This is a genomic window from Brevibacillus sp. 1238, from assembly GCF_029892995.1.
Lineage (GTDB): Bacteria > Bacillota > Bacilli > Brevibacillales > Brevibacillaceae > Brevibacillus > Brevibacillus parabrevis.
The window spans coordinates 307,752-322,296 of sequence record NZ_JARXWC010000005.1 but is presented as its reverse complement, the minus strand read 5'-3'; the positions used below and the strand labels follow the sequence as shown (position 1 = coordinate 322,296).

Here is a 14,545-nt window from a genome sequence, read left to right as displayed (position 1 = left end):
GTTCGATATATGCGCGACTTTCAGCGGGCGGGGGAGCTTTTCGGAGAGCAGATTGCTTTCACTCATGAGTTTCCGCCAGAGGGCAGAGCGAGCGTCAGGCGGAAGGTGGTGCCAACCGAGCCGCTCTGTACCAGCGTCCCGGAATTGTTTTTTGTATTTACTCCCAAAAATGGTAGACTGTAAAAATTGTGCTAATGACAAAACTTATGGCTACGTAAATGATAAAGTATCTTATGTTGAACAAAATCTTTAAATTATGTTGTTTCGTTAAGTATTCATAAAATGTAGTAACAAAGTGAACAAGCAAAGCGATTGACATAGCATAAAAAAAATTTTTCAAGAATACGCTTATCATGCTGAATCCTTTCTTGTCCCAGAATATTTATCCTATGTTATCATTTTATCCATTCTATCGGAAGAGCGGCGTGAGCTTTCAGTTTTCTCAGGTCTTTCTCTTTCTTTTTCCCTTCTTTCTTCTCTAAAAGATGTTTTATTATCGAGAGTTTCATTAGCATGAATTGGAGTAGTTATGATGGACTTATTGAGAAGCTCCAGTCCGACACCCTTTACGCCGTTTTGTTTGTAAGCATTCTCTAAATCTTTCACGAGAGGTTTTACAATGGTTTCTGCTCCTATGTAAACCCCTACTCCAACTAAGCCCCCTCTAATTCCTGATCCTACCGTATCAGGTTTTGGTACACGTGGACCAAGGTTCTGATTTATTTTAGATGCAGCCTGTGCAGTTTTTGACTTTTCATTATATATTTGCGTACTCTTGTAGATCTCTCTGCCAGCACCAACAGCAGCAGCTACACCAACCCCTTTATAATTCATGCCATAGGCTTCTTTATCTTTGTCGGCTTTAGAGTTTGACGAGGAGCTGTTTGTGTGTTGATTACCGCTTGGACTATATCCATGGGCTTCTTTATCGTTCGTAGGTTTTGACGAGCTACCACCGCCAGCAGATGTACTTTCAGCATTTACACGGGTTTGCACTGTAGGTTTTTCTAGTTCTTTCTTATAAGCTTGTTGAGCGGCTGGGCTAATTTGAACCGAGTCACTTTTCGGTTTTGCTGGCGTAGATGCTACATCATTTCGAGGTGGAGTACTAGTAGTAGGGCTAATAGCTTTAGAACTCTGAGGAGTACTATTCTTGCTTGGCGTTGGTGTGTAATCACGAATAGATATATTTTTCATGCGAATATTCACTTCTGTAATATTCAATTTAGATGTACACAAGGATTTTCTTATGAAAACCCAAAAATGTAAATATTTAGTTATCTACTAAATTCGACATTTTGTCCTATTTCATAGAATTTAACTAGCTTCCAGTAAGGTAAAATAGTATTGGTTTTGTCGAAGCTTGTCTAAGTTTTTTTGGTTTTTACAGTACTCAACTTTCGCAGTGCGAAAATCGGCTTAACTTTAGGTACAGCTTAGATTTAAGATCAATTGGATGTACTGCTTGAAAAATAGAAGGACACCGCTTCGTTTGGTAAAGTGATGCAGAAGTACGTGGACAGCCAACCGTTGTACAGACAGGAGCAGCAGTTTGTCCGCATGGGGCCGCCCATCTGCTCTACGATTACCGGACAACGCGCGGCGGTGAGCATCCCCGGAACTTTCTGGCGGGGTTTGGCGGCTATCTTCACGTGGACGGCTATGCCGGTTACCACAAGGTGAAGGATGTCACCCCTCGTTGGATGCTGGGCGCATGCGCGTCGCAAGTTTGACGAGGCGTTGAAGGCGCTGCCCGCCTCCCCAGACAAAGACGAAACAGCAGTTCAGCAAGGGCTTCAATTCTGCAACCAGCTCTTTGCCATTGAGCGGGAACTGAAGGACGTGACACCAGAGGAACGTTATACCGTCCGAATGGAGCGAAGCAAGCCCATTTTGGACGCTTATTTGGCATGGTTGCGTCAGTAACGCCCCCGAATGCTTCCCAAAAGTCTGCTGGGGCAGGCGATTGCCTACAGCCTGAATCAGTGGGACAAGCTGACGACGTTTTTGCAGGATGGGCGGCTCGAGATTGACAACAACCGCAGCGAGCGGTCGATGAAGCCGTTTGTGATCGGACGAAAGAACTAGCTGTTCGCCAATACGCCTCGCGGTGCAAAGGCGAGCGCAATCATCTACAGTGTCATCGAAACAGCCAAGGAGAATGGACTGAACCCGTTCAAGTACTTGACGTACCTATTCGAACAACTCCCGCAGCTTCCCGTTCTGAAAAATCCAGAAACCCTGGATAGTTTGCTGCCTTGGTCGCCGTCGTTACCGCTAACTTGCCGCGTGTTCAACTCTTGACCCCAGCATAGACCAGCAACAAGGTGGGGGCTATTTGACGCTTACGGCTTTCTGTCATTTTCCTGGCTCATGCATTTTGGGCCTTTTTCTCTATGCCTAAACAGATCATCTTCGTTCTTTTTGAAATTACGATTTAGGTAAAATGGGGCATTTGCATAATTTACATAATATGGTAATATTAAGTGATAATTCAAATTGTATGTTCATTTTCCATAAAAGTATGCATTTCCTTTTTTGTTGAGGGGATGCACTTATAAAGGAGATGTCACCCTTGAAAAAATTTTATATCCTTATTTTATCTCTCATCGGAATTATTGCACTCAGTAACCTCGTCTATTTTCCTGGATTGAAAGTCTGGGCATTTGATGAGCTAGCCTTATTTGATAAGCAAAAGATAACCTCGCTTACTATTCATAACCATGAAGAAAATGAAAAAGTAGAAATTACTGACCCAAAAGAGATTCAAAAAGTACTCAATGATTTTTCCAAAATGGAACTTCGCAGAATTAAAAGCGAATCTGATGCAAATAACTCTGGTGCAAAAGAAGTAAAAGAAAATGTTCATACGTATACCATTGATGTTTATGCAAATAAACAGGATATCGGGACAATTTATCTCTCTGGTACTACATACATGATATTTTACGGAAAATCATCATCTGACGATATCCCTGTTTATAAAATTGAAAATAATCCTGACTTAGAAATCCACGAAGTGTTCAATTCAGCAAAAAAAAAATAATTTGACACCATGCAACTTATTACTCCCTGTAATATTAAGATCAAAAGGAGATATTCGGCTATTGAACCGAATATCTCCTTTTGTATTAATTACGGTTGTTCCCAACGACCATTTTTATCCTGTAGTCGAAGAATATTTCCTTTACCTGTGATTAGTCGAATGTCTTCATAGTCCATAAATGGGAATTCCAACTTAGCCTTTCTGTATCCATTTCGTTTCATGAAACGACGAGTATCATGCATATCGTCGATCGCAATCCGAATATTATCTTCTAATTGTTTCTTCAAATTCGGTGATAAGGATGCAACCAAACCAACAACACCTACCGCGATACTGAGAGGTCGGACAAGATTAAATACGATCCCAATTACAGACGCCGTAAGTGAAGCCATATTCGCCAGTTTATTATCATCCATTTGGATTACACCGTATTTGAGAACGTCCGACATAGCTTCGGCAAGATCATCAAGGTCGTCTTGGTCAACAGTAATCGTATCAACGTATTGTTTCAATTTTGTACGTGCCATAATTTATCTTCCTCCGAAAATTTATTCCAAGCAATTTTCCGCGCGGTGATTAACTTGGTATTCATTAAAGTGAATCGAAGGTAAAAAATAACAACCCGATCTCAAAATTTTTTCTTTGCTTATCATAAGCAATTTTTTGTGCTATAGGTTTTGACAGCTCTAATCATCCGAAAGACTATTTCTTGACGTATGTCCTCACGTACACCTATATCCGTGAATTTCAACGACTTGCGAATCTTTGGCTCAAATCTTTCTATGATCTCTACCATTGCACTTTCATCATTATTTTGCGCTCGCTTTACCAGCGTTAACAGGCTCATGTATTTTCGCCTCCCAATAGCTGTTTTCTAAGCTTCAGTAACGCTCGTTTCTTTGTTTTAGAAACTGCTTGCTGGCTTGTGCCTAACAGGGTCGCAGCCTCCACCTCTTTGAGATTCCTCAAATATAGAAGTGCAAGTATCTCCCTTTCCTTTTCTGTGAGAGTTTGAACAGCATCCAAAACTCGTTTGTCAGCTATTACATCCTCCCACTTAGCTTTGTTTTCCCACTCACTTTTGCCAGTGTCACTAACAAAGCTGTCTATCACCCTTTCAATTTCATCTGTAGGTTGGAATACCTTTCCTATCTTTTGAGTACGAACAGCTAACTCGATAGCTGTAAAACGGATGAGTGATGAAATATATTTGATTAGTTGAAGCTCAGCGTAAAACTCCTGAATCCTACTATTCAATTCATCATTTCTCTTCTGCGTATCGTCCGGTGAAGCAATCACTCTTTGGCATAGTTGCTGATTGTCTTCTTGAGCTAGAAATGCATCCAAAAACTTTTGATTTGATAAGTTAGTAGGCCTGAACAAAAAATCCCTCCCAAACAAGATCGTACGTTCTCTTTTTGAACAAAAAATAAAAGTGCCAGATTCTCACTGACACGTCCCGTTCTACAATATCCATTTTACTAAATAACTAAACCTTGCATTGGTTTATTCCTTAAATGTAAATTTTTGTAATTAAGTGTAAGCTTACGCACTCTCACCTTCCCCTTTACGCTGTAACAGATGATGAAAAGGTACGTTTCTTTGGTAATGGCAAACAAAATAAGTACATGAAGCGTAAGTTTCGTTCTGAACGCCAAGCATTAGGCAAAAAGAAAAAGGGAAATGCGATTCGTAGTTCAAGGTCATTTTATCGCCTGTCTCAGTTCATGAAAAATTCCTCCTTGGGTTTCGGTTGTATCGTGCTCATTGCGCCGGCTTGCAGGCTTGCCTGTCCCGGCTACACACCAAGAATAGTCAGGGCTTGTGTCCGCCAAATGACCGGAATATGGAAAAGTCGTGGAATACCGAAAACGCTTGCATTTTTTCCTGCCTTGTCATACATTAGAAGCAGGAATAAGATCGCAGAATTGGCGTGATTCTTATCCAAACAAGTGAATAGACAAAAGGCAAAGGTGCCCTTGAACACGAGTCTTGTTCTTTCGTGTTTAGGCACCTTTTTTTGCGTTTTGAAAAGGGAAGTTGTCTGAAAGGAGTGTGACACGCATGGAAAAACCAATTCGAGCGACGCCGCTTGCGATCCGAATGATTCCCAACGTCGATCCACAATTTGCGGAGAAGCTGAATCTGCCTTCCCATATTCGCAGTGTGGGGATGCTTACATCCACCATTGATGATGTGGGCTATACGGCCATTGATGAGGCGACGAAAAAGGCAGCTGTAGAAGTGATTTACGCCAAGTCGTTTTATGCAGGATCTGGAAATGCGTCTGGTCCGTTGTCCGGCGAGTTCATCGGGATGATCGGTGGAGCGACGCCATCGGAGGTAGAGAGCGGTATCGATGCAGCCGTTGCATTCATGGAGAGTGGAGCTTGCTTTTACTCGTTAAATGAAGAGGGGACGCATGCGTATTACGCACATGTCGTGTCGCGGACGGGCAGCTACTTGTCTGGGCTCGCCGGAATCAGGGAAGGGGAGCCGCTCGCCTATCTGATCGCTCCGCCGCTTGAGGCTATGTATGGCATTGACGCCGCCCTCAAAGCAGCAGATGTGCAGATGGTGCAGTTTTTTGGCCCGCCCACGGAAACGAACTTTGGGGGAGCGTTGCTTACTGGAAGCCAATCGGCATGCACTGCCGCAGCAGATGCTTTTGCCGACGCTGTAAGAAGCGTTGCCCGACAGCCAGTCAAACGATAAAAGGGATTTTCCCTCTTGAAGGGGAGGAAATGTAAATGCGCGCTCATGCATACTCACTGGGCATGATTGAAACACTTGGCTTGCCCGCTCTTATTGCGGCCGCTGATGCTGCTGCCAAAGCGGCAGACGTCAAGGTCGCCACATATGAAGGCGCGGACGGCGGGATCGTAACGGTCTACGTAATCGGAGATGTCTCTTCGGTTCAGGCGGCTGTTGACGCTGGCGCTGAGGCGGCAAAACGCGTTGGACGCTTGCTGCACTCCCACGTCATACCGCGTCCTGATGAAAATGTTCCGAAAATGATTAAAAATCTGATGCGTTCGGAAGCGCAGGAAGAAGCGAAGCCGCAGCCTGCACAGGCAAAGGCAGAGCCGACGCTGGCAGAGCAATCGATCAACGATCTGCGCAAGCTGGCTCGCTCGTTTGCTGATTTCCCGCTCTCGACCAATGACATCAATACGGCGAAGAAAGAAGACCTCATTCGCCTGATTGAAGAAAAGCAACAAGGCGGAGGTGACAAAGCATAATGACACTCGACGCTGATTTGTATTCCATTCAGGAAGTGCGTACGTACCTCGCCCAAGCGAAGGAAGCGCAGGCGAAGCTCGCTACTTACACGCAAGAGCAAATCGATCGGATCATCACTGCCATGTCCAAGGCTGGGGTGGAGAATGCCGAGCGTTTGGCGGCTCTTGCGGTTGAGGAGACAGGCTTCGGAAACGTCCCGGACAAACGGATGAAAAACTTGTTTGCTTCCCAAGATGTTTATGCTTCGATCAAAGACGTGAAAACCGTCGGCATCGTTCGCAAAGACGAGGAAAACAAAGTGTGGGAAGTGGCACAGCCGGTAGGAATCGTCGCCGGGATCGTACCATCCACCAACCCGACATCGACCGTTATTTTCAAGTCGATGATCGCGCTCAAAGCGAGAAACGCAATCGTCTTCAGTCCGCATCCGTCGGCAGCCAAGTGTACGCTGGAAGCAGCGCGACTGATGGCACAGGCGGCTGTGCAGGCTGGGGCGCCGGAAGGCTTGATCCACTGCGTCTCCAAGCCGACGCTTCCCGCGACGAATGAGCTGATGAAGCACAAGCTGACCAATGTGATCCTCGCGACTGGCGGTACGCCAATGGTGCGGGCTGCATACAGCTCCGGAAAGCCTGCTTACGGTGTCGGACCAGGAAACGTTCCGGTCTACATCCACCACAGCGCTGACCTCGCTGCTGCTGCCAAGCGCATTGTGCAGAGCAAAACCTTCGACTACGGCACCATCTGCGCCTCCGAGCAGGCACTGGTGATCGAGGAATCGGTCAAACACCAGATGATTGCTGCCCTGAAGCGCGAAGGAGCGTACTTCCTGGACGAAAACGAGAAGGCAAAAGTAGCCGCCATTATTATGGTGAACGGCTCGCTCAACGCCAAAATCGTTGGACGTTCCCCGCATGTGATCGCGCAAATGGCAGGCATCTCGATTCCTGCCGAAACACGAGTGCTGATCGCGGAAGAAACCGGAGTAGGCAAAGAGTACCCGATGTCGGTTGAAAAACTGGCACCGATCCTCGCTCTCTACACCGTTTCGGGAGACAACGAAGCGTTTGCCCGCTGCCGGGAGCTTTTGACGCATGGCGGATTGGGGCACACCGCTGGGATTCACGCGCAGGATGACAATGTGATTGCATCCTACGGTCAAGCGATGCCGGCTTCCCGCATCCCGGTCAATACCGGAACGACTTTCGGGGGAATCGGAGCAACGACTGGCGTGCAGCCATCCTTTACACTCGGATGCGGTTCTTTCGGGAACAACATCACATCCGACAACATCGGTCCGAAGCATCTCTTCAACATCAAGCGCGTCGCTTTTGGCGTGAGAGAAATGCCTGAGTCCACGCCAGTGCAAGCTGCTGCAACGACACAGGCGGAAGAAGCTGTGCTGCAAGCTGTCTCGTCCATGAATGTCGGCCTGAGCCGGGATGAGATCAAAAACATCATTAAATCTGTTTTAACTGAAATGACGTCCTAAAACGTTAAAAATTTGTCCATATAATTAAGGAGGAACGAAAACATGGCTGGAGAAATGTCCGCATTGGGAATGGTAGAAACAAAAGGTTTGGTAGGAGCAGTTGAAGCTGCTGACGCAATGGTAAAAGCAGCTAACGTTAAATTGATTGGCAAAGTACACGTAGGTGGCGGTCTCGTAACAGTCATGGTACGTGGTGACGTAGGTGCAGTAAAAGCTTCCACGGACGCAGGCGCCGCTGCTGCCGAAAAAGTAGGAGAGCTCGTATCTGTACACGTTATCCCACGTCCACACGGAGACATTGAATTGATCCTGCCTAAGCTCGAAGGGTAATCCCCTATGGCAGTTATTACAGAAGCATCTTTGAGAGCAATGCATAAGACAGGCATCCCAAACCCCTTTCTCATTGAGAAAGGGGATAAAATCACACCAGCAGCGGCAGATTTCTTGAAAGGAAGAGGGATTCAAGTGAAATCTTTTGAAGAACAACAACAGCAACCTTCCACCAATCAGACTGCCGAGGCAGTGCGGGAAATTCCCCTTGGTGTATCGAATCGCCACGTTCATTTGTCGCCAACCGATGTAGAAAAGCTTTTTGGAGCAGGACATCAGTTGACGCCAATGCGCGATCTGTCGCAGCCTGGTCAGTTTGCTTGCCAGGAAACCGTGACAATCGTCGGGCCAAAAGGCAGCATTCACGGAGTGCGGATTCTGGGGCCAGCGCGTGGCGCGACACAAGTGGAAATCTCTCGTACTGACGGTTTTGCGCTCGGTGTGCACGCACCTGTGCGGATGTCCGGAGATATTGAAGGAACACCGGGTCTGGTACTCGTAACAGCAAAAGGCACAGTTGTACTCGACAAAGGTGTAATTGTAGCCAAGCGGCACGTTCATATGTCGCCTGCGGATGCCGAGCAATACGAAGTGAAGGATGGCGACACGCTGATCCTTGCGACGCAGAGTGACCGCCCTGTCATCTATCCGGATGTAGTTGTTCGCGTACATCCACAGTTCGCACTCGATTTCCACGTCGATTTGGATGAAGGGAATGCCGCCAATTTGAAAACGGGCGACCGGGTAAAAGTGATCGGCAAAAACGGCCAGTTTTACTCCGGCTAACGGAGGTAGAGCTTTGATGGACATCAGAGAAATGGTGGCATCGATTACAAAAGAAATTTTGCTGTCGATGAATACAGAAAAGAAACCTGAAGCACCTCGTGTCCTGTATGTCTTTTGCGACAGCCAGGCTCATGAGGCGTTTCAGGATCATTTTATCCAGTTGAAAAACCACGGCATCTGCCACGACATTCTCTTCCTGGACGGGGAAACCTCGTCCTGGCTGGGAATGCACAAGATCGAATGCGGGGGAGCAGGCAAAGTCCTGACTGCGGATGAGTACGCTCCTGCGCCATTGGAAGTGCCAAAAGATTACGCTGGTATCGTCATCCCGGAAATCGATCTGGACAATGCGGCAAGAATCGCATCCGGGTTGAAAGGCACGATCAAGGCAGAAATCGTCTTTTCCGCACTCGTGACAGGCAAGTTCGTCATTGCAGGCTCCGATGTGCCGGGCATCAAGCGCGCCGACCGTCGCACCCTGCAAACATTGACGCTGACGCCAGCCTATGAAAAGCTGTTCGAGCGCCACGTGGAAGCGATGAAAGAGCTGGGCGTAGAGTTTGCGGAACAAAAACGTTTGGCTGATCGCGTAGTCTCCAAGCTGAAAGCCCAGTTGCCAAAAGCGGAGGCAAAGCCTGAACAGCCGACATTGACTGCGTTGGACGAGGCAGAGGCGGTTTTTTCCGGCAAGCTGCTTACGGCTGACTGGATCAAATCCCAACCGGAACTTCGGGATACGACCTTGCATGTGAAAAAAGGAGCGATTGTCTCTCCTTTGGCTTACGACAGCATGAGGGAGCGCGGCATTACGGTCAGCTACTTAGGAAAAGGGTGATCGCATGTTTTTGGGAAAAGTGATCGGCAGCGTTTGGGCAACCCAAAAGGAAAACGGCATGGAAAATTTGAAGCTGATGGTTGTTCAGCCGATTGACTGGCGCGGCGAAGAGAGCGGGCAAACCGTGATCGCAGCAGACCGGATCGGGGCTGGGATCGGCGAGCAGGTCATCGTTTCACGAGGAACGCCTGCCCGGATTCTTTTCACGGGCAACAGCGTGCCGATCGATGCGATCATCGTAGGTATCGTGGATTCGTTTGAAGTGCCGGGGGCCGCAGGAGGAGAGGAATAGCGATGGAACAGGAACGTTCGCGAGTCATACAGGAATTTGTGCCAGGAAAACAGGTCACGTTGGCTCATGTGATCGCAAATCCTGACCCTATGCTTTACACCAAGCTGGGGATCAAGGAAGCCGGGGCAATCGGCATTTTGACCCTGACACCGACAGAAACAGCCATTATTGCTGCGGATATCGCGACAAAGGCTGCGGGTGTCGAGCTTGGATTTCTCGATCGCTTCACAGGCTCACTGATTGTCGTTGGGGATGTTTCTGCTGTGCAGATGGCAGTGGATGCGGTCAATCAGGTGTTGAGTGAAAAACTGCGGTTCACACCGGCGCTGGTGACGAAATCATGACAGGCCGTGTCATGATCATCGGTGCTATCGAAGCGGGCAAGTCTTCTCTGGTCAAAGCGCTGTTCAACGATGAACAGCCAGCCAGGAAGACTCAGGCGCTTGAGTATCGGGACTGGGTGATTGACACGCCGGGCGAGTATAGCGAAAATCCGATGTTTTACCGCACGCTGATGGCTACCTCGCTGGAGGCGACCATCGTCGTGATGGTTCAGGATGCCACTCGCGACCGCAACTACTTTCCCCCAGGTTTCGCGCAAGGCTTTCCCCAAGCTTGCGTAGGGGTCATCACGAAAGTCGACCATCCCGATGCCGATGTACAACGAGCGGAGGGCTACTTGCGCCAGTCTCTGGGCGACGCGAGAATATTCCCGACGTCTTCCTACACGAGCGAGGGAGTGCCGGAATTGCGTGCGTATTTGCAAGAAATTGTCAGCGAATAAGCCTCTTTCCGCCGTAGCGAGTCTGTGAGAAAATGAAGTCAATATCAAACTCCTAGCAGGTGAAAAGAGGTTCGCATGCAATCCATACGGGAACTGTGCAAATCGTCTACGATATTGAGTGAGGACGACATCCAGATCGTGGAGGACCTTGCTTCCAAACTGCAAATTTTTGCCGATCTGTCGCAGGCAGACATGTTCATCGACTGCCCGACCGTAGATCGAAGTGCTGCTTTGGTTGTTGCGCAGGCCAAGCCGGGCACGGCGCGTTCCATGTACAGCGGTTCAGTCGTAGGCCATTTGGCGACTGCGATCAACGAGCCAGCCGTCATGTACTGCCTGACTACAGGCAAGCCGGTCATTGGCTCCAGAGGTGTATCGCAAGAGCAGGTCGTCATGCGTCAAAGCGTCGTACCGATCACAAACGCCGAGGGCAAGACGATTGGCACGCTGATTACCGAGCAAGACATTTCCAAGCAGGTAGAACAAGAAAAAAACGTCGAAATGCTCAAGGAAACGACCGAGCATCTCAGCGAGACACTGATTCAGTTTGCTGTGCCTGACATGCCGATTTCTTCGCTTCTGCATGAGGGCATGATTTTGTTTGATCAGAGTGGAATCATTACGTATGCCAACGGGCGTGCCCACAAGCTGCTCTCCATGATCGGCTTTGATCGGCCGGAAAAGGGAGAGAGCATCGAACGCATTTTTTCCTGGAGAGTTTCCCCGGAAAATTTCGTGCGCCATGGCGGCTACATTCAGGATGAGTTGTCAAAAGGGAAGCATTTTATCATGATGAAAGCGGTTTCGTCCGTTCGCAAGCTCGACATCATCGGGGGCATTATTTTGCTCCGGGACATCTCGGACATCCGCGAAAAAGAGAAGCAGCTGATGATCAAGTCGGCTGTCATCAAAGAGATTCACCATCGCGTCAAAAACAATTTGCAAACTATTTCAAGCCTGCTGCGCCTGCAAATGCGGCGATCGCAGTCAAACGAGATTGAGAAAGTATACCGGGAGAGCATCAACCGGATTAACAGCATCGCCATTATTCACGAATATTTGGCGCAAGATGGTCTGGAACAGATCGATTTCAAAGAGATTCTCACCAAAATATCGAAAATTATCGTCTCCTCGATGAGACGTTCAGAGCAAGCCATACACGTCGTCGTGACGGGGGAATCCGTGTACCTTCCGTCCAACAAGGCGACATCTTTTGCTTTAATTGTCACGGAGCTGATTCAAAATTGCATGATTCACGGATTCCGCGAGCTTCATGAAGGGCGCATCTCGATTGCGCTCGTCTCGAAAGACGATTTCGTCAGCCTGTCTGTTACGGATGACGGAGTGGGAATCGAGGATATGGAGCATATTCATAAAAAGGGACACCTTGGCCTGAAAATCGTCGATACGCTCGTCAGGGAAGACCTGGAAGGAACCATGCATTTCCGCAACACAGGCAACGGAACGGAAGTTACCATTCTCTATCCGATCCAAAAGGAGGATGAAGATGACACAGCCGAAGATTATGGTGGTTGATGACGAGCCGATCATCCGCATGGACTTGCGCGAGATGCTCGAAAACGAAGGGTATCAGGTAGTGGCCGAGGCGAAAAACGGGGAAGAGGCAGTCGAACTCGCTCATCGCCACAAGCCCGACCTCATCATCATGGACGTCAAAATGCCGGGCCTGAATGGGATCAAGGCGAGTGGGATCATCCGCACCTTTTCGGACTGCTCCATCCTTCTTTTGACCGCGTACAGCCAGAAGGAACTTGTCCTGGATGCGCGCAAAGCCGGGGTAACGGCGTATCTGGTAAAGCCTGTATCCGAAGATGACCTGATTCCTGCGGTCGAGATTGCGCTCAGCCAAAAGGAAAAAGTGGTGTCGCTGAAGAAAGATATTAGTGATCTGAAACAAAAGATCGAGGATCGCAAAGCAGTGGAAAAAGCCAAAGGCAAGCTGATGAGCGCGCTCTCCCTAGAGGAGGAGGCCGCTTACAAATGGATGCAGCAAGTAAGCATGCAACGGCGCATGCCACTTGTGAAGCTGGCGGAAGAAATTCTTTCAGGCGAGCAAACGATTTTGACTCAGGGGTAATGTCTCTGAGCAGTTTTTTCATAAAAAGAAACGAACGCAACAAGTAGATAGCAAGAGAAGCAAAGGCGCTTGTATCAGACCGGAAGCGATTATTTCGGCTGTTCAAGCGTCTTTTTGCTTGCCTCGTCTGGCACGCCAATGGTTCAAGGAGGTTCATTATGGATGAACAGTGGATCCAAAGCGTCGGCATCGATGTCGGAACCAGCACAACGAAAATGATCGTCAGCCGATTGCGGTTGGGGCGCATGTCCAGCACGTTTTCGCTGCCGCGCTACCAGATCGTGGAGCGGCAGCTGCTGTATGCGAGTGAGGTGCATTCCACCCCGTTGATCGGGTTTGACGAGATTGACGCTGAAGGAATCGGTGCGATTTTGCAAGAGGAGTACAGAAAGGCCCAAATCAGTCTGTCGTCCATCAAGTCAGGCGCCGTGATCATTACCGGAGAGACAGCCAGCAAGAAAAACGCGCAGCACATCGTTCATCTGCTGGCGGAGCGATCCGGCGATTTCGTGGTAGCAACTGCGGGAGCGGACCTTGAAGGCGTGCTGGCAGGCAAAGGCGCGGGGGCGGAAAAACGCTCGCAAACGATCCAGGGAACGATCGTCAATGTCGATATTGGCGGCGGGACGGCGAATGCTGCTTACTTCCAGCGCGGCCGAGCGATTGCGACGGTGACTTTTCACGTCGGAGGCAGGCTGATTCGCCTGGACCAGCAAGATATGGTTACGTACGTGTCGCCGAACATCCAGGCATGGCTTTCTGCGAAAGGCTTGCGCATCACGGTCGGTCAAAGAATCAGTCTGGCCGAGATTTCGGAAGTGGCGCGGCAGATGGCGTGCAGCATGCTGGATTACTTGACGGGAAAAGAGCGGCAAATATCGGGCTTGCTGGTAGTAGGGCCTCAATTGCGCGGCGATTTCCCGGTGGAGGAGCTGACCGTTTCCGGCGGGGTCGGGAAGCTGATGGAAGGCGCTCCCGTAAGAAGCATGGCAGATGTGAGTCGCTACGGCGATTTTGGCCCGCTGCTCGGTTACGTGTTGCAGCAGGAGCGGGAAAAAGGGACGTACGCGGTTAACTGGCTCGATCCGGAACAGACGGTGCGGGCTACGGTTATCGGGGCAGGCATGCAAAGTACGGAGATCAGCGGATCGACTGTGCATATCAAGCCTGAGCTGCTCCCGATCAAAAACATTCCGATTCTCAAGCTGGAGCTTACCCAGGAGCAGTTGGCGAACCCGGCGCAGCTTCATCAGGAAGTGGCGGCGATTTACCAGCTGGGGGAACGGCTTTTTGATAAAACGACAGGAATCCCGTTCGCACTCGCGATCTCGGGCATCGGCTATTGCTCGTATGCGTTGCTGCAAACGATATCCCAGGAGCTGTCCGACCAGTATCGGCACTATTTTGCCGAGAGCCAGACGATGGTCGTGATCTGCGAGACGGATATGGCAAAAGCATTGGGGCAGGCGCTGGCGCTGCGTTGCAAGGGCGCACCGGAAATTATTTGCATCGATCAGGTGCGGGTAGAGTATGGCGATTATATCGACCTGGGCGAGCCGATTTCGGGAACGATTATCCCGGTCGTGGTAAAAACCCTCGCTTTTGACGAGAAGGCGTAACGTATAAAGGGGTGGACAAA

19 protein-coding genes and 2 pseudogenes are annotated in these 14,545 nt (G+C 49.1%); 17 read left to right on the top strand and 4 right to left on the bottom strand.

The features are described from left to right. Window positions 1-387: 387 nt before the first annotated feature. Window positions 388-1,197, bottom strand: coding sequence for a hypothetical protein (locus M2298_RS15095; RefSeq protein WP_141254108.1), 810 nt, complete (start codon window positions 1,195-1,197; stop codon window positions 388-390). Between the two features lie 318 nt (window positions 1,198-1,515). On the opposite strand from M2298_RS15095, the gene M2298_RS28275 reads away from it, so the two are divergent. The 4 genes and pseudogenes from M2298_RS28275 (at window position 1,516) to M2298_RS15085 (ending at window position 3,046) form a co-directional block, all read left to right on the top strand. After that, window positions 1,516-1,683 (top strand): hypothetical protein, encoded by a 168-nt coding sequence (locus M2298_RS28275; RefSeq protein ID WP_425592737.1) that lies wholly within the window; start codon window positions 1,516-1,518, stop codon window positions 1,681-1,683. Continuing rightward, window positions 1,626-2,088: pseudogene (locus M2298_RS28270) on the top strand (IS66 family transposase). Before M2298_RS28275 ends, M2298_RS28270 begins: the two are co-directional and overlap by 58 nt. A gap of 96 nt (window positions 2,089-2,184) precedes the next feature. Next, window positions 2,185-2,304, top strand: coding sequence for a hypothetical protein (locus tag M2298_RS28265; RefSeq protein ID WP_370641085.1), 120 nt, complete (start codon window positions 2,185-2,187; stop codon window positions 2,302-2,304). Window positions 2,305-2,575: 271 nt separating this feature from the next. Beyond that, the gene (locus M2298_RS15085; RefSeq protein ID WP_173596316.1) at window positions 2,576-3,046 is read left to right on the top strand and encodes a hypothetical protein; all 471 of its coding nucleotides are present in this window, start codon (window positions 2,576-2,578) and stop codon (window positions 3,044-3,046) included. Window positions 3,047-3,135: 89 nt separating this feature from the next. Here the strand turns inward: M2298_RS15085 and M2298_RS15080 are convergent, their stop codons facing one another. From M2298_RS15080 to M2298_RS15070, 3 genes are all read right to left on the bottom strand, one after another. Continuing rightward, window positions 3,136-3,573 carry a hypothetical protein gene (locus tag M2298_RS15080; protein WP_122962484.1) on the bottom strand — a complete coding sequence of 146 codons (438 nt, stop codon included), beginning with the start codon at window positions 3,571-3,573 and terminating at the stop codon, window positions 3,136-3,138. 122 nt (window positions 3,574-3,695) lie between these two features. Continuing rightward, on the bottom strand, window positions 3,696-3,893 hold the full coding sequence (locus tag M2298_RS15075; RefSeq protein WP_122962485.1) for a helix-turn-helix domain-containing protein: 198 nt from the start codon (window positions 3,891-3,893) through the stop codon (window positions 3,696-3,698). Continuing rightward, window positions 3,890-4,429, bottom strand: a complete 540-nt coding sequence (locus M2298_RS15070) for a sigma-70 family RNA polymerase sigma factor (protein ID WP_167470229.1) — start codon at window positions 4,427-4,429, stop codon at window positions 3,890-3,892. The genes M2298_RS15075 and M2298_RS15070 overlap by 4 nt, the downstream gene beginning before the upstream one ends. Before the next feature lie 176 nt (window positions 4,430-4,605). Here M2298_RS15070 and M2298_RS15065 point away from each other — a divergent pair. The 13 genes and pseudogenes from M2298_RS15065 to M2298_RS15005 form a co-directional block, all read left to right on the top strand. After that, window positions 4,606-4,740, top strand: a pseudogene (locus tag M2298_RS15065) (RNA-guided endonuclease TnpB family protein); the annotation flags it as partial. A gap of 370 nt (window positions 4,741-5,110) precedes the next feature. After that, window positions 5,111-5,761 (top strand): ethanolamine utilization microcompartment protein EutL, encoded by a 651-nt coding sequence (eutL, locus tag M2298_RS15060; RefSeq protein ID WP_063228860.1) that lies wholly within the window; start codon window positions 5,111-5,113, stop codon window positions 5,759-5,761. A 35-nt stretch (window positions 5,762-5,796) separates the two neighbouring features. Continuing rightward, window positions 5,797-6,288 (top strand): BMC domain-containing protein, encoded by a 492-nt coding sequence (locus M2298_RS15055; protein ID WP_063228861.1) that lies wholly within the window; start codon window positions 5,797-5,799, stop codon window positions 6,286-6,288. After that, on the top strand, window positions 6,288-7,781 hold the full coding sequence (locus M2298_RS15050) for an acetaldehyde dehydrogenase (acetylating) (RefSeq protein ID WP_173596317.1): 1,494 nt from the start codon (window positions 6,288-6,290) through the stop codon (window positions 7,779-7,781). The genes M2298_RS15055 and M2298_RS15050 overlap by 1 nt, the downstream gene beginning before the upstream one ends. Before the next feature lie 42 nt (window positions 7,782-7,823). Then, entirely contained in the window at window positions 7,824-8,111 is a 288-nt protein-coding gene (eutM, locus tag M2298_RS15045) for an ethanolamine utilization microcompartment protein EutM (protein WP_005827515.1), read from the top strand. Between the two features lie 6 nt (window positions 8,112-8,117). Continuing rightward, a complete protein-coding gene (gene pduL, locus M2298_RS15040) occupies window positions 8,118-8,897 on the top strand; it encodes a phosphate propanoyltransferase (protein ID WP_063228863.1) in 780 nt (259 codons plus the stop codon). 16 nt (window positions 8,898-8,913) lie between these two features. Then, on the top strand, window positions 8,914-9,732 hold the full coding sequence (locus M2298_RS15035) for a hypothetical protein (protein ID WP_173596318.1): 819 nt from the start codon (window positions 8,914-8,916) through the stop codon (window positions 9,730-9,732). Between the two features lie 4 nt (window positions 9,733-9,736). Beyond that, complete coding sequence (locus M2298_RS15030) at window positions 9,737-10,024, top strand: EutN/CcmL family microcompartment protein (protein WP_063228865.1); 288 nt, start codon at window positions 9,737-9,739, stop codon at window positions 10,022-10,024. Window positions 10,025-10,026: 2 nt separating this feature from the next. Next, a complete protein-coding gene (eutS, locus tag M2298_RS15025) occupies window positions 10,027-10,368 on the top strand; it encodes an ethanolamine utilization microcompartment protein EutS (protein WP_063228866.1) in 342 nt (113 codons plus the stop codon). Then, entirely contained in the window at window positions 10,365-10,808 is a 444-nt protein-coding gene (locus tag M2298_RS15020; RefSeq protein ID WP_063228867.1) for a EutP/PduV family microcompartment system protein, read from the top strand. Before eutS ends, M2298_RS15020 begins: the two co-directional genes overlap by 4 nt. A 75-nt stretch (window positions 10,809-10,883) precedes the next feature. Then, window positions 10,884-12,344: a sensor histidine kinase gene (locus M2298_RS15015; RefSeq protein WP_063228868.1), complete on the top strand. Its 1,461-nt coding sequence runs from the start codon at window positions 10,884-10,886 to the stop codon at window positions 12,342-12,344. Next, entirely contained in the window at window positions 12,310-12,906 is a 597-nt protein-coding gene (locus tag M2298_RS15010) for an ANTAR domain-containing response regulator (protein ID WP_425266752.1), read from the top strand. The genes M2298_RS15015 and M2298_RS15010 overlap by 35 nt, the downstream gene beginning before the upstream one ends. A 158-nt stretch (window positions 12,907-13,064) precedes the next feature. Next, window positions 13,065-14,525: an ethanolamine ammonia-lyase reactivating factor EutA gene (locus M2298_RS15005; RefSeq protein ID WP_122962490.1), complete on the top strand. Its 1,461-nt coding sequence runs from the start codon at window positions 13,065-13,067 to the stop codon at window positions 14,523-14,525. The last annotated feature ends 20 nt before the right edge of the window (window positions 14,526-14,545 follow it).